Consider the following 18248-nt stretch of genomic DNA (forward strand, 5'->3'; position numbering starts at 1 on the left):
CAGACCCATGTCTGCTGCTCCTTTGTGCAGTTTAAAAGAACAGGAATCCGAGAACGGCTCCAATCAACACGATCCGTAACGGCGACTGTTTATAAAAACGCAGTAAACAGAATAATCCGAAGGCAATCAAGAAATCAAGACCACTCTTAATACTTGAAGTAAAAATCGGGTCATACAGAGCAGCAAGTAAGATACCGACGACGGCAGCGTTGACGCCAATCAAGATCCGACCGACTGCCTGATTTTTTCGAATACGATCCCAGTACGGTAAAACACCGATGACGAGTAAGAAACCGGGCAAGAAAATGGCGAGTGTCGCAAGAATTCCCCCGGAAATACCGGAGATGATCGTACCGAGATACGTCGCGAATGTAAACAGTGGTCCCGGTACCGCTTGTGCTGCGGCATATCCAGCAAGGAACGTATCCGTGTTCATGAGTCCAGGTACGAGCATTTGTTCAAGAAACGGTAAAACGACATGTCCGCCACCAAAGACGAGGGCCCCGGCACTGTACATGATACTTGTCAGCTGGATCGTTCCAGTCGTCACTTGAGCGAGAAACGGGGTGACAGCGAGTAAAACAAAGAATAAGACGAGTGCTGTGACGCTAAGTAAGCGTGGGACGCGAATCGACAAGGACCCACCCTTCTCTGACTCCTCTTTAAACCAGAAGAACGCAAGCAGACCTGCTAGTAATAAGACACCGACTTGCGCTAGTGGATGCGCAATCAAAAGGACGCCTGCTAGCGCCAGTAGCATCAACGTCATCCGTTTGACTCCCGTTGCAAGCTTCATTCCCATACCAAGAACGGCGTCAGCAACGATCGCAACCGCAACGAGCTTCAAGCCATGAATGAATCCAGCTTCTGCGACATCGAACTGCGTTGCAAGAATGGCGAATAGAATCAAGGCGATACTCGACGGTAACGTGAAACCAATGAAAGAAATAATCGCACCTGATACCCCACCACGGATCAGACCAATCCCCATTCCGACCTGACTCGAAGCAGGACCAGGAAGGAATTGACAGAGCGCCACTAAATCAGCATATGCTTTTTCATCAATCCATTTTTTTCGTTTGACATATTCTTCATAAAAGTACCCAAGGTGGGCGACCGGACCGCCAAACGACGTTATTCCGAGCTTAAACGATACAAGAAAGATTTCAATTAAACGATGCATGTTTCACCTCCATCTTTCATTTTACAAAAAAGATGTTAAGTTCCTGTGAACTTCAACGTTTTTTATTACCATATGTTCCTTTTCGCCACAATTTCTCCATGGGACCTTGTGGATGATGCTGGAGATATCTGTTCGAAGTAACCCCTTGTGTAATCAAAAGCAGGAATACAAGTAACAGTCCTTGCCATAACGGCGTCGTTCCATGTTGTCCACTGAAGAAGATGAACACAGTAAAGACGAGCGTATGCATCAAATAATTCGTCAATGCCATCCGTCCGAGTCCAGCAAACCATTGCATACGCCCAGCACGAACGAGTAACGCGACGGCACACGCATAGGTGATCGCAAGTGTGCGTCCGGAAAGCCAGACGTAAAATAGATTGATCGATCCGTCTGGTACGTCAGCATGCGCTTGAATGATTCCTGCGAACGATGGAAGTGTCAGCACTAAACTGATTCCAAGCGTCCACCATAGGAAACGATTCGTTGGGGGTGCTGCACTAAAGCGTTCCATTAAATAAGCTCCAATCAAAAACAACGATAGAATCTCTGGCCAAATGACACCTGAATTCATAAGGGCTTCCGGTAATTGAACCGTCACGTGATGAGACAAAAATCCGAGAATATCGCGCGACGTTACGAAAGACTGGAGTGTCTTATCTAGCTCGACGACGGGCGCATCACCGAATTGACGAGCCCCAAAAAAAATAAGTAAGTAGAGCAGAACAGCATAGATTTGAAATGCTACCGCAAACAACAATTTCGTAATCGGTTTTGCTTTTACGAATAATAACAAGATAAAACCAGTGAACGCGTACGTATGTAAAATGTCACCCTGCCAAATGCATAAGTGTACTAGTCCAATGACAAGGAGAATCCCAAGCCGTCGCGCAAAAATCGTCTTTGGTAATCCTTTTTGCTGCAAACGCTGGATGAACAGATAAAAACCCGCTCCAAACAAGACACTAAACAGCGTATAGAATTTCGTCTGGATGAACAGATCAAACACTAAACGAATCGCTTGATCGACATCCCCCATCATTGCATTCGGTCGATCGCCAAGAAAACTCGGCATGTTGACAAATAAAATGCCACACAAAGCAAATCCCCTCAACACATCCAAGTACTGAATGCGTTCATTCTTATTGATTTCTTGCATTTTCTCATCTCCCTTAAAAAAAGACCGCACATTGAGATGAGCGATCTTTTTAAATCATTTAGTTGTAAGACGTTCTAATAGTTTGAGAATCGGTCGATATTTATCCCCTAGCAATCCTAACGATTCGACTAAAATATCAAGTACGATCAATAGAATGACGAGTGAAATGAACGCACCGAGAGAGTTCGTTTGTGAAAAGAGGATTGCCGTCATTCCGAACACACCACAAAGTCCGTAGATGACTAAAACGGCTTGTCTCATCGTAAATCCTAAATCAAGTAGACGATGATGCAAATGCTCTTTATCGGGTGCGAACGGTGGTCTCCCTTGTAACATACGACGCAAAATAGCGAACAGCGTATCTGAAATTGGGATCCCGAGCAAAATGACCGGTACAGCAAGTGAGAATAAAGTTACATTTTTGAATCCAAGCAGGGAAAGTACGGCCAACATATATCCAAGATACAGCGAACCCGTGTCTCCCATGAAAATCTTTGCCGGATAAAAATTATGAAACAAGAAACCGAGCGTACTCATCAGCAAGAGAATCGCAACGATCGTCACGTAGACGTTCCCTTGAATCACAGCCAAACTAATTAGCGTCAACAAGACGATACTCGATACGCCAGCAGCTAGTCCGTCTAAACCATCAATCAAATTGACGGCATTCGTGATACCGATGACCCACAAGAAGGTCAATGGAACACTCCACCAGCCGAGATACAGCTGTTGATCAAACGGCAAATTGATGAATTCGATTCGAATCCCACCATTTAAAACGATGACTGCCGCTACGATTTGTCCCATTAACTTCAGCCTAGCATTCAGTTGAAAACGATCATCCAACATACCGGTCATGATGATCACGAAACTACCGACTAATATATGAGTCGCATATGGACTCGATGGTTGTAAGATAAAGTATCCGATCATGAATGAGATGTATATCGCAAGTCCACCTAAACGTGGCATGATTCGAACATGTACTTTTCGTGCATCCGGACTATCCACCGCGCCCACTGCAATGGCAAAACGTTTGACAACGGGGGTAATCAGCAATGCAGCGATGAAACAGACAATGGACGCCGTCCATAACATAATAACATCACGCTCCTGCGCGAATTATACCACATTCTTCTTCCAAAAATCGTTCGTTCCCATTCTGTAAACAAAAAGCATTGACTTACGCTTGTGCGACTCGGAATTGTAGAACTTCTTGGTCTTGCCACTCCGTCGCGTCTAGGACGACTTTGATTGCACGTGTCGTTTTAGCTTCAATAGGAGACGTTAACGCTACCTGTAACGTCTGCAAGACTTGCTCTCCGTTTGTAAGTTGTAACGGTAGCGTTCCGAGTTGAATCGTCTGGTCGTATCCATTGCGAATCAAAAACAATCCTGTCATCTTATTTTCTGTTTTATCGTTCCAGACATTCATGACATTGACTTCCTCATTCTTCAACGTCGGGGTGGAATAGAACATCTGACGTACACGTCGCGCTTCCGTATCAAGGAAGTCTGTTGAAACCTCGAGGTCATGCGTCTCTTCTAAACTAAATAAGAGGCGAATGTTTTCCGGAAAGCTTTCTTCTTCTGTTAAGAACAATTCTTCCTCGGAAAAATCTAGCCAACATGGCATACTACTCATCGGTACGAACTCCGGAATATCTTCCGTCGTCAGGACTTTTCTGCCAATCAGACGATTGGCTTCGTCCAACACGAGTATAGGAAGACCGTCTATATGAAAACTGTTTTCTAATGTGTTCCGAAATAAGGCGACGATAGAAATCGGCGAAGATGATAGGTCGACTTGAAGTGCTTCGACGGATAATTGATTTAACTCCAAGTCCGGCAATTGATTGGCATGATAACGGAAAAGGTATTCATCTTCCTTCTCGATCAACATATCTTCCGTAAAGATCAATCGCGGCTTGTACAACCCTGTGTTTTCTGGTGCCTCTGCTTCTAAAATGATTTGTTTTCTGCGATTAAACATCTAACTCCATCTCCTCGATTTCTTCATCTAGCATGATATATTCAGACAGTCGTTGTAATACATAGGCGACAGGATACTCGATTTCAGCAATCGTGTAGTTGAAGATTTCAAAGCCTTCTTTTTCATACATCCGAACCGGCTGTTCCTGACCGTAACTCCGAAGATGAATGCCTTCTTTTAACGTATTCATCGTCGTCAAATGTTCCGTCCAGTGTTCTTCAATGGACGCTAGTAGCTGATCTCGGATCAACTCGTCTACCGCAGGATTCTTTAGTTCTTCCATCAATTGTTCACGACGAGCGGAGACAATGTTGACATAATATGCTTTGACCTCTTCCGGTTGTTCTAACTCCTCCGGAAGCGGCACTTCGTCGTGTAATAATTCATTCATCGCAAATTGGAACTCTTCCTTTGGCCATTCTTCAGGTACAAGTTCTGCAGAAAGGTAACGATCTACGATACGTTCGACCGTCCGCTCGACCATCGGTAACACCATATCTTGAATGTCCTCTGCATCTAGCACTTGGTTACGGATTGCATAAATGACGAGGCGGTGCTGATGAAGGACGTCATCTAGCTTAACAAGTTCCTCTCGAATCGAGTAACCCGTCCCCTCGCATGTTTCTTGAGCGTAACTCAATAACGCTTGCGCTTCTTTTAACGTAACGGGTTCATGCTGACTAGTCTTTACTTTTTTCAAGACTTTCTCGAGTCGATCCTTTGCAAAGCGTCGAACAAGGTCATCTTCGAGTGATACGATGAACTGACTTTTACCCGGATCTCCTTGACGTCCTGAACGTCCTCTTAGCTGGTTATCGATCCGAACCGACTCATGACGTTCTGTACCGATGACGAATAATCCACCTGCTTCTTTCGCAATCTCATCCAATGTAATATCTGTTCCACGACCTGCCATGTTCGTCGCAATCGTGATGCGTCCATGTCGACCTGCATCCCGGATGATATCTGTCTCTTGATCGACCGTCTTTGCATTCAGGATTTGATACGATAACTGATGCGTATCTAAAGCTTCAGCTACAGCAAATGACTGTTCAATGGACGTCGTTCCGATCAATACGGGTTGCTGTCTTGCATGAGCTTCTTTTGTCGCACGTGCCACAGCCTCATATTTTTCCTCTTTTGTCGCATAAATGATGTCAGAAGAATCTTCTCGGAGTTTTGGACGATTGGTCGGGACTTGTACGACATCCATTCCGTAAGTTTTTAGAAGCTCTTGTCTTGAAGTTTGAGCAGTACCTGTCATACCCGAAACGAGTTCGTACATCCGGAAATAATGTTGGATCGTGACTTGAGCCGTCGTTTTATTTTCTTCCGTGATGGCGATGCCTTCTTTTGCTTCGATGGCTTGATGGAGCCCATCCGACAAACTTCGTCCTTCCATGATACGTCCTGTAAATAAATCAACTAGCTCGATTTTTCCATCTTTTACGATGTAATCAACGTCTCGTTTCATGACGATATGGGCACGCAATGCTTGAACCATGTAATGATAAAGCACCTGATGCTCAGCTGCGAAGAGATTATCGATCGCAAAGTTCTCTTCGATGATTGCAATCCCTTTATCCGTCAGCGAGACCGCTTTGATTTCTTCATCGAATTCGTATGCGTCTGTAGGGAATTTTGATACGATCAGCTTCGCGACGGTTTGTAGCCCTTCATGCACCGAACCCTTTCCTGCCATGATGAGTGGTGTTTTCGCTTCGTCGATTAAAATACTATCGACTTCATCGATGATGGCAAAATGATGTTTTCGTTGCACACGGTCTTCTTTCCGATTGACGAGATGATCGCGCAAGTAGTCGAACCCAAATTCTGTACCAACTCCATACGTGATATCTGCGCCATAGGCAGCACGTTTTTCGTCAGGCGAAAGATCGGGAACGTTTAGTCCGACTGTCAGACCAAGAAAACGATGGATTTCTCCGATCTGATCCACATCTCGTCGAGCCAAGTAGTCGTTGACGGTGATGACGTGAACCCCTCTACCGCTTAATGCTTTTGTAAAACTCGGCAGTGACGCTACTAACGTTTTTCCTTCACCCGTCGCCATTTCCGCGATATGACCGTCTAGTAAAGCAAGACCGCCGATCAATTGAACATCATAATGCCGCATCCCTAATGTACGAACACTTGCCTCTCGGACAAGAGCAAATGCTTCCGTCTTCAGTTGATCAATCGTCTCACCAGCTTCGATGCGTTCTTTCAGGTGGATCGTTTGACTTTTTAATTCATCATCCGTCATCGCTTGATAGCGACTTTCTAACGTATTGATTTCTTTTACGATTTTCATATAGTTCTTCAGTCGCTTAGACTGTTCGTTGAATGTATTTTTTACGAGTTGAAGCACTGTTTTTCTCCTCTCCCCACGTCCACGTGACGTCAGGTCCGACAATTTTTTCATCTACGCATACATTATATCAGTTAAAAAATGGAACAGAAGAGATAAAACCCATTTTTAAGAAAATCATTTACTTATTTTAAAAATAAATCTTTATTTTGGAATTCATTCAACAAAAAAAACGCCTTTCTTTAAAAAAGAAACGACGTTTTTTGAAAAAACTACATAAAAATCGGAACTTCTGCCGATGAATCATATGTATAGATTCCACGACCCACTTTTTGAATCGCCGGGTTTGCCTGTTCGACTTTTGCCATGAGTTGATAAATGTTACTGATTTGATGACGATAACGAAGTTCGAGTTCCATCTGAATATCTCGTGCAGACATTGATTCGCGTTCGCGCATCAAATCACTGATTTGGTGTACGTAAACTTCTAGTGGGTACCGCTGATTCACTCTTCGTTGTTTAAGTGGACGTTCTAGCGCAACAGAAACTTCCTGTGCATGATCCTGATTCGTGCGACTTAACTCGGCTACTAAGTACTCTGCTCTTCGTTGAAGACGACGATATTCTTCTTCGATTTCCATCAGCTCTCTGTAAATATGTTCATTCGGATCCATACTATTTACCTTCTTTCTTGGATTGATGACACAATAATATTTCAATTATGTTTCAATTGTATGTTTTTTGAAATAATATTACCATTTATTTACCTTTTTGTTATATGATTTCTATGTTATTTTAATTTTTTTGTAATATTGGCAATTTTTTATGTGTTGCTGATTTCCATTTTTATCTTAACAGAAAGGAGCGAACCTAGAACAGAAAATTATTGTTTTTAATATATAATTTTAAATCTTTCTTCATTTTGTCATTTTTATATCCTGTTTTACAATACTAAATTTAAAAGGAGAGCACACTATGCCTACTAAAACTTCCGTCTTCATCGCAAGTATTGCTTCGGCCGTACTTTTCACGGTAGCCGCCCCAACACCCGAGGCATCTGCTGCTTCTATCGCGAAAGCTACTTATCAAACAACAGATGCATTGAACCTTCGCTCCTCTGCTACTACTTCCTCTAAGAAATTGTTGACGATTCCTAAAGGGAAATCAGTTGTTTCTTCGTATAAAACAGGAAACTGGTACAAAGTCTCTTACAGTTCTAAGACAGGTTACGTCTCAGGAAGCTACTTGAAAAAGAAAGCGGCCGTCAAGGCTAGTACTGTTGGTACATCATTTACCAAAACGAACTATACAACATCGGATTCGTTGAGCTTACGCAAATCTGATTCTGCTACTTCGACTAAATTATTGACGATTCCTAAAGGAACAACACTTTCCTCTTCATACAAAAAGGGAAGCTGGTACAAAGTTTCTTACAAATCTAAAACAGGCTATGTTGCTGGCTCTTACTTGAAAAAGAAAGCGGCCGTCTCAACAAGTTCTGTCGGTACGACATTTGCGAAAACGAACTACATTACGTTGGATGCATTGAATTTACGCACATCGAATTCTGCTACCTCAGCTAAACTGTTAACGATTCCTAAAGGAAAGATCGTTACCTCTTCGTACCGAAAAGATAACTGGTACCAAGTGTCTTACGGTAGTAAAAAAGGATATGTCTCAGGAAGTTACTTAAAGAAAACGACATCTTCTTCCGCTTCTTTACCACCTGTCGGATCTGCAGCTGATTATTCAGGTACGACGATGTATGTTCTCGTTCCTTTTAATGATTCCTTGACATTACGGTCTGGTGCAAGTTCAATCAGTCCTTCTATCGGTACACTGCCACGTGGTTCAGTTGTCACGGTAACGAATGCTTTACATAAGACAAAAGGATTCGTCGCTGTCAAAACATCTGATGGACGTTATGGATATGTCGAAGCGACGTATCTCTCGCTCTTCCAGCCTTCTATGTCTTCTCGTCCACTCGTCGTCTTAGACCCAGGTCATGGTGGTCATGATGTCGGTGCCGCACGATACGGTATTTATGAACGTGATATCGTCATGTCAGTAGCTAAACTCGTAGCCGAACGACTTTCCAAAACAGTCGACGTGAAGTTGACACGTTACACGAATGATTACTACCCTTCGTTAACGGATCGTAGCGTCATCTCAAATGCCCATAAGACAAACATCTTCGTCAGTATTCATATTAATGCTGCGTCTTCAACAAGTGCTTATGGCGCTGAAAACTTCTATTACAGAGGCAACGCATCTGTTGCTTTATCACGAAATCTTCAAAACAATCTCGTTAACTCGATTGGATTACGTGACCGTGGTATTAAATTCGGTAACCTTGCTGTCCTTCGTGGTACGAATGCACCCGCTACGTTAACGGAACTTGGATTCCTATCTAACGCCAATGACCGGGCGAAACTCGTTTCTCCTTCTTATCAGCAACGATATGCGGATGCAGTAGCAAACGCGATTCTTTCTTCCCTTTAACCAAAAAATAACGCTCAGCCGTATGATGCGGCTGAGCGTTATTTTTTTGAAAAAGAAGAGATTCAGGGAAATCACTTCTTTTTCTTACACATAAAAGAAAAGAAAAGAGAGGTTGATCGAGATTCAGTCATCAGGGAATGAATCAATCTCAGTTAGCGACTAGCGAGTATTTGCTCAAGGGAAAGCAAATCTGTCGAATCGACACGATAGTCTGCCTCATGGAGCGCCGATTCCGGTCCTACGCCGACGGCATACATACCGGCGGCATGGATGGCAGTGATGCCCGCTGTCGCATCTTCTACACCGATGCAACGACTCGGCTCGACGTCGAGTGCTTCCGCAGCACGGAGAAACACTTCAGGGTGTGGTTTCGATTGTGCAACGGTTGCAGCATCTACGATGTCATCAAAATAATGTCGAACCTTTAATGCCTCGACGACCATCAGCGCATTTTTAGAAGCGGACGCCATCCCGATTTTCAGCCCAGCGCTTCGGATTTCATCGAGGAATGCAGTGATTCCAGGAAGAAGATCCTGTTCAGAGATATGCTGGATCAATGTGACGTAGTGTTCGTTCTTCTTCGCAGCGAGCGCTAGCTTCTCATCCTCCGAAAAAGCATCCTGTTTTCCACCGAGCGCAAGGATACGCTCGAGTGAATCCATTCGGCTAACACCTTTTAATGTCTCATTAAATTCCCGGTCGAACGGGATATTTAGATCCTCTCCTAATTGTTTCCACGCTAAGTAGTGATACTCTGCTGTATCCGTGATTACGCCGTCTAAATCAAAAATGACCGCTTCGATCGTTGGTGCCATCCGACATCCATCCTTTCATACATCGTCCATGAAAGGCAAGAAATCGAATGACACGTTGTGCAAACGATTGCACTTGCCTCACGAATAATTTTACTAATTCTCTCATCTCTTTGCAAGCGTTATCAAATGTTTTACTTAAAAAGAAAAACACCTTGCGATTTCAGCAAAGTGTTTTTCGTACTGTTATCCTTTTAAGAGACCAATCACTCGGACGTTGATTGCTTTCGGCTGGAACGCTAACATGTTCTCCATGTCTTGTGCAATCCGCTCCTGCACTTTCCCCGCCGTCTTGATGATCGACATCCCGTACTTGATATGAACAGACAAACTGACTGTAATCTCGCCGCCGACATCTTCGACCTTCACGAGTTTAACCATCTGTTTCTCTTGCAATTTTGAATCGTCTGCTGTGAAGGCGATCCCTTCCGTTTCTTGAACGGCTACGCCTGCTATGACCTCGATGACTTGTTGCGAGACGTTCACAACACCGTCTGCGTTATTTAAATTATATGACATTCCTTCCACGCCCTTCGTCTTGTAATCCATCTACCTTAAAGTGTAAAGCATTCCGTCTTATTTTGAAAGGTCTTCCCGCTTCTCAACGATTGGACGAATATCAATCTCAATCAAAGGACGGAGGACACGGACGACGAGCGGGTGTATGATGATACCGACGATCAACAAGGCAACACCGATCATGATTAACAACGCTAGCCACGGTTGCGGTACGAACGCATCCGTCACATACTGGCGCCACGCCATGACGAAGAAGACGTGGAGCAAATAGACGTAGAGGCTGAGTTCTCCAGCGCGCGTGATGAGCGGTAAGCGGCGCATCGGAATCAACATCATGAACCCAAGAGAAGCCGCAATCGATAAGAAATAGATGACGCTGTGTTTGATGACACCTAACCAGGCATCACTATCGTATTGTTCGACATATGGGAAACGATGCTTAAACGCATTCGCGAAGTCGACGATTTCCTGCGGTGTATCGCGCCACGCTTCAAATAATAAGAAGCCCATGACGGCTGCGAAAGTGATACCGCCGATTAGGCGGACGTTCATCCGTCGCTTGAAGTTTTTCGGCATTTCAAAGATCCGGATGAATTCGTGTTCTGATAAATAGTTACCGAGTAAGAAGTACGGATAGAACATAATCAACTTACGAAGTGCTAAGAACCCTGTATTCTCAAGCTCAAAACCATACAGCAGAGCAAACGCGAGACCGAACCAGACGTAGCCGCGTAAATGAACGACGTAAGGTGTCACGATATACCAAACGACCATGACGAACAAATACCAAAGTGCCCAGTAGGGACGTAATAAATGTGTTCCAATATTTTCTCCTGAGAAAATCGGATTTCCTTCTCCCAAAGTCGCCCAAGATCCGATTAAGATTTGCCAGACACAATATACCGCAAAGAGCTGGATGACACGTAAATACTTGTTTTCGCGGAAGAAATAACCGCTTAAAATAATGAATAATGGCATATGAAACGAATAAATCAATAGATAGACCGTTTCGAGTAATTTTCCATCATAATCAAACCGTAAATCCGTCAGCATGTGACCAATGACGACGAAAATGACAAGAAAACCTTTAATATTATCAAACCACGGATTCCGATTCATGTTACACTACCCCTTATACTCCCTCGAAAGGAACGAATGTTTATGAAAAAGACACTCCTGATTCTATCTGTCGTCGTAAACGTCGTTCTCCTTGCATTGTTACTGGGACGTAAACCGCTCGAAATGTTCGAAAGCGTCTTACCTGCAACGAGTACGACTCCAATCACGACCTTCCAATACGATAAGAATCCGAACTATGTCCGTTTGAATAGTCTATTCCATACTTATCAATACCCAAAATCGGCAAACGCTGTCATGTTAGGTGACTCGATGACGAATTTTGCAGATTGGCGGATTTTGATGAAAGATCCTACAATCGTTAACTTCGGTATTCCAGGTGATACGACCGAAGGATTTTTGACACGTCTCGACCTCATCATTGAGATGAAACCAAAGCGTGTTTTCTTGATGGGTGGCATCAATGATATCCGTCACTTCACTCCAATTCCTCAGATTACGGAGAACATGACGACGATCGTGACGACACTTCGAAAAAATAACATCGATGTCGTCATTCAGTCAACCGTTCCTGTGGCACCGAAATATTCGGATTCCGTCCGAATCAACCGAGATGTCGAAGCATTGAATCGAAATTTACAAAATCTTGCTCAGTCAATTGATGTACCGTTCGTCGATTTAAGACCTGTTTTGACAAACAAACAAGGGTATCTTCAAAATCGACTGACGTATGATGGTCTTCATCTTGTCGGTGGTGGGTATCTTCGCTGGAACGATGCGTTAAAGCCATATGCAACGAAGTCCAATCTGACTGCGACAAAATAATCCATATTAAAAAGTGGCTCACTCTCATCGTTAGAGTAAGCCACTTTTTTTCTTGATTAATCTTCTTGGTTTTTAACACCCATATACGCTGCGACGCTCGATGCTGAAAAAACAGCAACGGCAACGATTCCGACAGCAATCCAGACAACTTGATCCATCATGACGTGATATCCCCCTTTTATGTAACCGCTCACTTCTACATTTAGCGTACACGAATTTCGTCAAGAAAGAAACACATTTTCCGTGTCTAATGACTAGACGATTCGGGAAAAGTTAACTATAGTAGAAGGACAACTACAAATTGTCAGAAAATTCGATTATTTAACAAGGAGGTGTTTCTGATGGCCACTTCATTGATTACGCCGAAAGTAACGTTACGACATCGAAGTACGCTCAACTTTGGATATTGGCTTGTCATCGGATGCATAGGGTGGGTAATGCTTGCTCTCGTCACGGATGTTGGCACCGTTCTTGGACGTCTTCCTTTATATGAAAGCATTCCCCTCGCCATCCTTGTACTTGGGCTTACAGGTGTCGTACTGAAAATGGCACGTGACGAGTGGTGGATTCATTATCTTGAACGTCAGACCCAGTATTACATCGGACACGAGACCGTTACGGGTTGGTGTACGACGATTGATAGCATGTGGTTGATTCGCAAGACGATGCGTCGTGAACTTCGTCTGCTCTATCGACAACTTGCCCAGACGAAAGCATCGGAAGAAGTGAAACAAACGCTCGCCCTCCAACTTGTCGAGCGCGGTGTGCTGATTGTCTATTCTCGCCCAAAAAGTGATCACCCTGCTTGAAACGAAAAGAGGACTGCCCCATCGCCTTCTATAAGAGAAGCAGATGGGACAGCCCTTTTTTAGTGTTTTAACCAACCCGTTGCTGCTTCAATCGTTGGCATGACGAGTTGATGACCATAATTCGACCACGTGACGTCGACTGATGCACCGGCCTCCGTCAAGAGTGCTGACAACTCTTCCGTTTCCTGAGCCGGACAAATCGGATCATTGCTGCCAGCACCGATGAAGACACGAACGTTCGATAAGTTAGGTAACGCCACTCCGCGACGCGGTACCATCGGATGGAGTAGAATTGCTTGTTTAAAGAGCGCTTCTTCAAACATCATATTCGCCGCAATATTTGCTCCGTTCGAATAGCCGACCGGGATCAGACGATCAATGGCAAAATCACGTTCTGTTGCTTGCTCGCGTAAAAATTGAATCAATCGTGCTGTTCGTAAAGCGAGGTCTTCTTCATCGAAGACACCTTCAGCGAGTCGTTTGAAGAACCGTGGCATTCCGTTTTCCGAGACTTCCCCGCGAACGGACAAGTAACCTGCTTCTGGGTTTAACAAAGAGACAAGTCCAACAAGATCTTGTTCCGTCCCTCCTGTTCCGTGTAATAATAAAAAAATTGGTGCGTCTGCTGTTTTTGGTGCTTGATATAAATGAATCATACGAGTCTCCCCTTCGGTACAGTAATAGGTGTTACATGATTCGTGATCGCTGTGCGATGGTCTTCGAATTGTTCCGGTAGCTTCAAGTCTTCTCCGAGCGTCTCGAAATTTTCATCGATCGCGAATCCTGGATTGTCGGTCGCGATCTCATGGAGAATTCGTCCGCGATCATGGAAATAAATCGAAGTGAAATAATTACGATCCTTTACTTCGGTCGTCATCAAACCAAATGCGTTAATCTCTTTCATCCAGTCCAGTTGCTCGCGTTGATCGGTCGCCCGCCACGCGATGTGGTGAACAGTCCCGGTCCCCGGACGCCCAGCTGGAATATGATCGTGGACGACGTCGACGACATTTCCGAACTCACCCTCTGCGATGTAACGATCGACGGTTTCCGTCCGTTTGCTAAGTGTCAGTCCGAATGTGTCTGTCAGTAACTTCGCTGTATCCACCGGATCTCGTGACAGTAACGTCGCTCCCGCAAATCCTTTGATTGCGACGTCTCGCGTGATGCCATCGATTTCATAACGACTATTTGGTCCCGCCTCGCGTTCGACGAGTTCAATCTGAAGACCGTGTGGATCTTCAAAGGCAATTTGTTGCTCTTCGAACCGAACCGTTTCTTCAAACGAGACATTTTTTTCTACGAGTCGCGCTTTCCAGAAATCCGCTGCACCGATTGGAATCGCATAAGCCGTCGTTCCGACTTGCCCGGCACCGACTTGTCCTTTCGGCATACCTTCAAACGGAAAGAAGGTAATGATTGTTCCTGGCGCTCCCGACTCGTTTCCGAAGTAGAAGTGGTACGTTCCTGGATCATCGAAGTTGACTGTTTTTTTGACGAATCGTAGCCCGAGAATCGTTCCGTAAAAATCGAGATTTTCTTGTGGATCTCCGACCATCGAAGAGATGTGATGGATGCCTTGTGTTTTCATCTGACGCGTTCCTCCTTTAAGATCGTCTTGTTAACACAATAATAGTAACTAATGTACAAAAAGTAAACTAATAAGCCTTTCATCGTTCTTTTCTGGAACCTTTACCCAATTTAGAGCGTAGGACACTAGGTAACAATGTTACACTTGTCGTGCAACAGACGTCTTTAAAGGAGGTTCATATGTTAGAAATCAAACAAATCACGAAGCGTTTCGGCGATTTTACGGCCGTAGATGCTCTGACGATCGAGGTGCCACGCGGGCAAATCTTTGGTTTGCTTGGTGCGAACGGTGCTGGGAAGACAACAACCTTCCGGATGCTACTCGGTCTACTGCAACCGACCGAAGGGTCGATCACCTGGAACGGAGAGCGCATCCCGACTTCAAAAATCGGATACCTTCCAGAAGAACGGGGACTCTATCCAAAAGTCCGTGTCGACGAACAATTGCTATTCCTCGCAGAACTCCGCGATATGAAACGGAAAGATGCGAAACTAGCATTGACGGAATGGCTCGAATACTTCCAAATTCCACAGTATGAAAAAATGCGCGTCGAACAACTCTCGAAAGGCAATCAACAAAAGATCCAGTTGATTTCTGCCGTCCTACATAAGCCAGAACTTTTGATTTTAGATGAACCGTTCAGCGGACTCGATCCGGTCAACGCGGAACAATTGAAACGTGCTGTCAAAAAGTTGACCGTCGATGGAACGACGATCGTCTTCTCAAGTCACCGAATGGACCACGTCGAAGAACTCTGCGAACACGTCGCGATTCTCGATCATGGAAAACCCGTCGTTGCCGGCTATCTCCCTGACATCAAAGCAAGTTACGGAAAAACACGTGTCCTCTTGACGACAGATGCTCCACCACTCCTCTGGGATAGCTTGCCAGGTGTCCTCCAAGTCGAGTCAGATAACAACGGTCACGTCGTCCAAGTCTCTTCGAAAGAGACAGCTGATCAACTTCTCCAACACATCGTCAGCCAAGGACATCACGTCGATCGATTCGTCTGGGATCAGCTATCGCTACAGGATATCTTCATCGAGGAGGTCGGAAAACGCTATGAACCGTAAATTCCTGACTTTATATCGCTTCAATTTACTCCAAAAATTGCGTGCTAAAAGCTTTTTGATTTCGACAGTCCTGATGGTTCTGTTTCTCGTCGGCTTTGGTAATATCGAGCGGATTCTCGACTGGTTTTCGGGTGACGATCCGAAAGTTGCTCTCGTCAGTGAATTATCGACGGACCTTCGTCCTGCCTTGAAGAAGGCTGGTGTCACTTCAGATATCACGACGAAGAACTATACGGTCGCTGAAGCACGAAAAGCAGTTGATCGCGGTACATTTGATGCCGTAGCAATCGTTCAGGATTCCTATGACGTGACACTCGTCAGTGCTAGTCCTGAATCTGAATTACAAACACAGGTCGCAACGGTCGTCAAACAAGTCCGTGATCAAGCCGTCATCACGGACGCTGAAATCGATCCGAACGTCCTTGCTTCACTCGCTAAACCTGTTCCTGTCAAACAAGAGTTGACGTCGACAGGTGGAAAAAGTGAGGATGAACTCTTTGCTGCTTCTGCTCTTGTCTACGTGTTGTTGTTCTTGATGTATTTCACGATTGCCATCTACGGCGGTATGATCGTCACAGAAATCGCGAATGAAAAATCATCCCGTGTCATGGAGTTGTTGATTTCAGCAGCAAGTCCAATCCAACATATGCTCGCGAAGATTCTCTCGATCGCAACGGTCAGTCTCGTGCAGTTATCGATTCTCGTTGGCGTCGGATACTACAGTGCCCAAAGTAGTAGCTTATTTGATCAGTTATCACTCGATTCCTTAAGTGCACGGACGATCATTTATCTGTTCGTCTTCTTCTTGCTCGGATACTTCCTATATGCCACGTTACTCGCAGCACTCGGTTCACTCGTCAGCCGCGTCGAAGATGCACAACAAGTCACGTTACCGGTCATCTTATTGATCGTCGCTGCCTTCATGATCTCGATGTTTAGTCTGAATGCTCCAACGAACCAAGCCGTCGTCGTCTTATCGTTCGTTCCGTTCTTTACACCGATGGTCATGTTCCTACGTGTCATGTTAACCGATGTACCAGTATGGCAAGTTTCGATTTCGCTCATCTTGATGCTGATCAGTATCACACTTGCCCTGTTCGTCGGAACGAAATTCTATCGGGGTGGCGTTTTATTCTATGGATCGAACCCACTCAAACAACTCCGTCGAATCTTAAGCGGTCGCCGGTAACAGTTTACAAGACGAATCGTTTCCGCTATCGTTAGGTGAGAAAAAGTCCTGAGGAGGAACTACGTTATGCGGTCTCGTTTTTGGGCAGCAATTCTTTTCACAGCTGCTGCCATGGTCTCGTCTCTTGTCATGTTCACGAAATTTCCGCAGGCGAGTGCAACATGGGAACTCGTCCTTGCTTACGGTGGTATGACATTCGTCGCCAGTCTCTTTTGCTGGTCCTTCGTTGCGGTCCGCCGCCAGTCTTCCCGTTTATACGGTAGCTGGATTGGTGTCTTCATCGCTGGGCTGACTGTCCTGCTCGTCTGCATCGCTCGCTTCGTCTTGCGCGGTGATATGATGATGATTTTCAAATGGCAAGCGATGCTTGGTAGCTTGACCCTCAATTTTGGCTATGTCGGTTGGGTACTTGTCATTGCAAATGCGATCATCGGATTCATCATTGGTCGGACACGTATTAAAAATCCACGTTTACGTCAAATGTCACAACATAATACGCGTTAAAAAAAGTCGCTGTCTTCTGAACGTCAATCAGAAGACAGCGACTTTTTATTTTCGGTGATAGCGGGACCGACTTTTTCGATCACTGTAATCAGCGTAATACGTTGAACGAGCTAACGATACACCTTCTGTCATCCGGTCAAGATACTCGTCGAGTTGCATCATGGATGGCAGTTTATCCTCAAACAGTTCATACGTCTCTTCTGCTTGATCCCGTTGTAACTCTCCTGCCTCCATCACAGCTTCGACCAGTTCGTGAAAGATGCGCTGTTCCGTAGCACTCATTGTCTGTTCAATTCGTTTGACGTCTTCATCATACATTAAATCAAACAGACGCATTCGCTCTTCCAGCTGTTCTTCGACCCACGTCCCGTCCTGTCCGAGTGTCTGTTCATAAGCAAGCTTCATCTCTTCGAGCGGCGTTTTCTGTTGCATGATGAATTTCAACGATTCTCCTGTCCAAATATGACGAGCCAAATAACTTGGATCGATGTTCAGAGCATCAGCCAGTGCCTCGATGTATGGTTTTGTTGGATAGACTTCGCTGAGTTCCGTCCGACGAATGAAATACGGTGCGACGCCAAGTCGTTCTGCCAGCTGTTCGATCGAAATACCGGAACGCTCCCGTAGAATACGAATCCGGTCACCGTAACCCCGATATGGTGAGTGGTCTAGCATACGTTTCCCTCCCTTGTTCCTATGGTATC

The 18248-nt window shown here is 44.9% G+C and carries 18 protein-coding genes; 6 read left to right on the forward strand and 12 right to left on the reverse strand.

The features are described 5' to 3' along the window. Positions 1–31: 31 nt before the first annotated feature. The 6 genes from chrA to ADM98_RS15335 all read right to left on the reverse strand — a co-directional run bounded on the left by chrA (position 32) and on the right by ADM98_RS15335 (position 7317). Entirely contained in the window at positions 32–1183 is a 1152-nt protein-coding gene (gene chrA / locus ADM98_RS15310) for a chromate efflux transporter (RefSeq protein ID WP_053454227.1), read from the reverse strand. 52 nt (positions 1184–1235) lie between these two features. Further along, positions 1236–2342: a DUF418 domain-containing protein gene (locus ADM98_RS15315; RefSeq protein WP_053454228.1), complete on the reverse strand. Its 1107-nt coding sequence runs from the start codon at positions 2340–2342 to the stop codon at positions 1236–1238. Between the two features lie 54 nt (positions 2343–2396). Continuing rightward, the gene (locus tag ADM98_RS15320) at positions 2397–3440 is read right to left on the reverse strand and encodes a glycosyltransferase family 4 protein (protein ID WP_053454229.1); all 1044 of its coding nucleotides are present in this window, start codon (positions 3438–3440) and stop codon (positions 2397–2399) included. Positions 3441–3525: 85 nt separating this feature from the next. Next, complete coding sequence (locus ADM98_RS15325) at positions 3526–4335, reverse strand: SLAP domain-containing protein (RefSeq protein WP_053454230.1); 810 nt, start codon at positions 4333–4335, stop codon at positions 3526–3528. Continuing rightward, positions 4328–6703, reverse strand: coding sequence for an accessory Sec system translocase SecA2 (gene secA2, locus ADM98_RS15330; protein ID WP_053454231.1), 2376 nt, complete (start codon positions 6701–6703; stop codon positions 4328–4330). The genes ADM98_RS15325 and secA2 overlap by 8 nt, the downstream gene beginning before the upstream one ends. 212 nt (positions 6704–6915) lie before the next feature. Next, positions 6916–7317 carry a Rok-like winged helix domain-containing protein gene (locus ADM98_RS15335; protein WP_023469307.1) on the reverse strand — a complete coding sequence of 134 codons (402 nt, stop codon included), beginning with the start codon at positions 7315–7317 and terminating at the stop codon, positions 6916–6918. 301 nt (positions 7318–7618) lie between these two features. Here ADM98_RS15335 and ADM98_RS15340 point away from each other — a divergent pair, with 301 nt between their 5' ends. Further along, positions 7619–9145 carry an N-acetylmuramoyl-L-alanine amidase gene (locus ADM98_RS15340; protein ID WP_053454232.1) on the forward strand — a complete coding sequence of 509 codons (1527 nt, stop codon included), beginning with the start codon at positions 7619–7621 and terminating at the stop codon, positions 9143–9145. 152 nt (positions 9146–9297) lie between these two features. Here the strand turns inward: ADM98_RS15340 and pgmB are convergent, their stop codons facing one another. From pgmB to ADM98_RS15355, 3 genes are all read right to left on the reverse strand, one after another. Continuing rightward, entirely contained in the window at positions 9298–9960 is a 663-nt protein-coding gene (gene pgmB / locus ADM98_RS15345; RefSeq protein ID WP_053454233.1) for a beta-phosphoglucomutase, read from the reverse strand. A gap of 183 nt (positions 9961–10143) precedes the next feature. Next, positions 10144–10476, reverse strand: coding sequence for an Asp23/Gls24 family envelope stress response protein (locus tag ADM98_RS15350; RefSeq protein ID WP_235504910.1), 333 nt, complete (start codon positions 10474–10476; stop codon positions 10144–10146). Positions 10477–10533: 57 nt separating this feature from the next. After that, positions 10534–11595, reverse strand: a complete 1062-nt coding sequence (locus ADM98_RS15355; protein WP_053454235.1) for an acyltransferase family protein — start codon at positions 11593–11595, stop codon at positions 10534–10536. Between the two features lie 42 nt (positions 11596–11637). On the opposite strand from ADM98_RS15355, the gene ADM98_RS15360 reads away from it, so the two are divergent. Continuing rightward, the gene (locus ADM98_RS15360; RefSeq protein ID WP_053454236.1) at positions 11638–12378 is read left to right on the forward strand and encodes an SGNH/GDSL hydrolase family protein; all 741 of its coding nucleotides are present in this window, start codon (positions 11638–11640) and stop codon (positions 12376–12378) included. Positions 12379–12719: 341 nt separating this feature from the next. Beyond that, entirely contained in the window at positions 12720–13187 is a 468-nt protein-coding gene (locus tag ADM98_RS15365; RefSeq protein ID WP_053454237.1) for a hypothetical protein, read from the forward strand. A 59-nt stretch (positions 13188–13246) separates the two neighbouring features. Here ADM98_RS15365 and ADM98_RS15370 read toward each other — a convergent pair whose 3' ends face one another. Further along, positions 13247–13843, reverse strand: a complete 597-nt coding sequence (locus tag ADM98_RS15370) for an alpha/beta hydrolase (RefSeq protein WP_053454238.1) — start codon at positions 13841–13843, stop codon at positions 13247–13249. Next, entirely contained in the window at positions 13840–14778 is a 939-nt protein-coding gene (locus tag ADM98_RS15375; protein WP_053454239.1) for a VOC family protein, read from the reverse strand. Before ADM98_RS15375 ends, ADM98_RS15370 begins: the two co-directional genes overlap by 4 nt. Before the next feature lie 179 nt (positions 14779–14957). On the opposite strand from ADM98_RS15375, the gene ADM98_RS15380 reads away from it, so the two are divergent. The 3 genes from ADM98_RS15380 (at position 14958) to ADM98_RS15390 (ending at position 17544) form a co-directional block, all read left to right on the forward strand. Next, a complete protein-coding gene (locus tag ADM98_RS15380; RefSeq protein WP_053454240.1) occupies positions 14958–15851 on the forward strand; it encodes an ABC transporter ATP-binding protein in 894 nt (297 codons plus the stop codon). Continuing rightward, positions 15841–17040: an ABC transporter permease gene (locus ADM98_RS15385; protein ID WP_053454241.1), complete on the forward strand. Its 1200-nt coding sequence runs from the start codon at positions 15841–15843 to the stop codon at positions 17038–17040. Before ADM98_RS15380 ends, ADM98_RS15385 begins: the two co-directional genes overlap by 11 nt. 66 nt (positions 17041–17106) lie before the next feature. Then, positions 17107–17544, forward strand: coding sequence for a hypothetical protein (locus ADM98_RS15390; RefSeq protein ID WP_053454242.1), 438 nt, complete (start codon positions 17107–17109; stop codon positions 17542–17544). A gap of 45 nt (positions 17545–17589) precedes the next feature. Here the strand turns inward: ADM98_RS15390 and ADM98_RS15395 are convergent, their stop codons facing one another. Next, positions 17590–18219, reverse strand: a complete 630-nt coding sequence (locus ADM98_RS15395; protein ID WP_053454243.1) for a helix-turn-helix domain-containing protein — start codon at positions 18217–18219, stop codon at positions 17590–17592. Positions 18220–18248 lie beyond the last annotated feature (29 nt).

The sequence above is a fragment of the Exiguobacterium sp. BMC-KP genome (assembly GCF_001275385.1).
In the GTDB taxonomy this organism is placed as follows: domain Bacteria; phylum Bacillota; class Bacilli; order Exiguobacteriales; family Exiguobacteriaceae; genus Exiguobacterium_A.

What these genes read in the sequence shown, in the direction of transcription:
- chrA (WP_053454227.1), bottom strand. Translation starts at nt 1,183, where the DNA reads ATGCATCGTTTAATTGAAATCTTTCTTGTATCGTTTAAGCTCGGAATA.
- ADM98_RS15315 (WP_053454228.1), bottom strand. Translation starts at nt 2,342, where the DNA reads ATGCAAGAAATCAATAAGAATGAACGCATTCAGTACTTGGATGTGTTG.
- ADM98_RS15320 (WP_053454229.1), bottom strand. Translation starts at nt 3,440, where the DNA reads ATGTTATGGACGGCGTCCATTGTCTGTTTCATCGCTGCATTGCTGATT.
- ADM98_RS15325 (WP_053454230.1), bottom strand. Translation starts at nt 4,335, where the DNA reads ATGTTTAATCGCAGAAAACAAATCATTTTAGAAGCAGAGGCACCAGAA.
- ADM98_RS15335 (WP_023469307.1), bottom strand. Translation starts at nt 7,317, where the DNA reads ATGGATCCGAATGAACATATTTACAGAGAGCTGATGGAAATCGAAGAA.
- ADM98_RS15340 (WP_053454232.1), top strand. Translation starts at nt 7,619, where the DNA reads ATGCCTACTAAAACTTCCGTCTTCATCGCAAGTATTGCTTCGGCCGTA.
- pgmB (WP_053454233.1), bottom strand. Translation starts at nt 9,960, where the DNA reads ATGGCACCAACGATCGAAGCGGTCATTTTTGATTTAGACGGCGTAATC.
- ADM98_RS15350 (WP_235504910.1), bottom strand. Translation starts at nt 10,476, where the DNA reads ATGTCATATAATTTAAATAACGCAGACGGTGTTGTGAACGTCTCGCAA.
- ADM98_RS15355 (WP_053454235.1), bottom strand. Translation starts at nt 11,595, where the DNA reads ATGAATCGGAATCCGTGGTTTGATAATATTAAAGGTTTTCTTGTCATT.
- ADM98_RS15360 (WP_053454236.1), top strand. Translation starts at nt 11,638, where the DNA reads ATGAAAAAGACACTCCTGATTCTATCTGTCGTCGTAAACGTCGTTCTC.
- ADM98_RS15365 (WP_053454237.1), top strand. Translation starts at nt 12,720, where the DNA reads ATGGCCACTTCATTGATTACGCCGAAAGTAACGTTACGACATCGAAGT.
- ADM98_RS15370 (WP_053454238.1), bottom strand. Translation starts at nt 13,843, where the DNA reads ATGATTCATTTATATCAAGCACCAAAAACAGCAGACGCACCAATTTTT.
- ADM98_RS15375 (WP_053454239.1), bottom strand. Translation starts at nt 14,778, where the DNA reads ATGAAAACACAAGGCATCCATCACATCTCTTCGATGGTCGGAGATCCA.
- ADM98_RS15380 (WP_053454240.1), top strand. Translation starts at nt 14,958, where the DNA reads ATGTTAGAAATCAAACAAATCACGAAGCGTTTCGGCGATTTTACGGCC.
- ADM98_RS15385 (WP_053454241.1), top strand. Translation starts at nt 15,841, where the DNA reads ATGAACCGTAAATTCCTGACTTTATATCGCTTCAATTTACTCCAAAAA.
- ADM98_RS15390 (WP_053454242.1), top strand. Translation starts at nt 17,107, where the DNA reads ATGCGGTCTCGTTTTTGGGCAGCAATTCTTTTCACAGCTGCTGCCATG.
- ADM98_RS15395 (WP_053454243.1), bottom strand. Translation starts at nt 18,219, where the DNA reads ATGCTAGACCACTCACCATATCGGGGTTACGGTGACCGGATTCGTATT.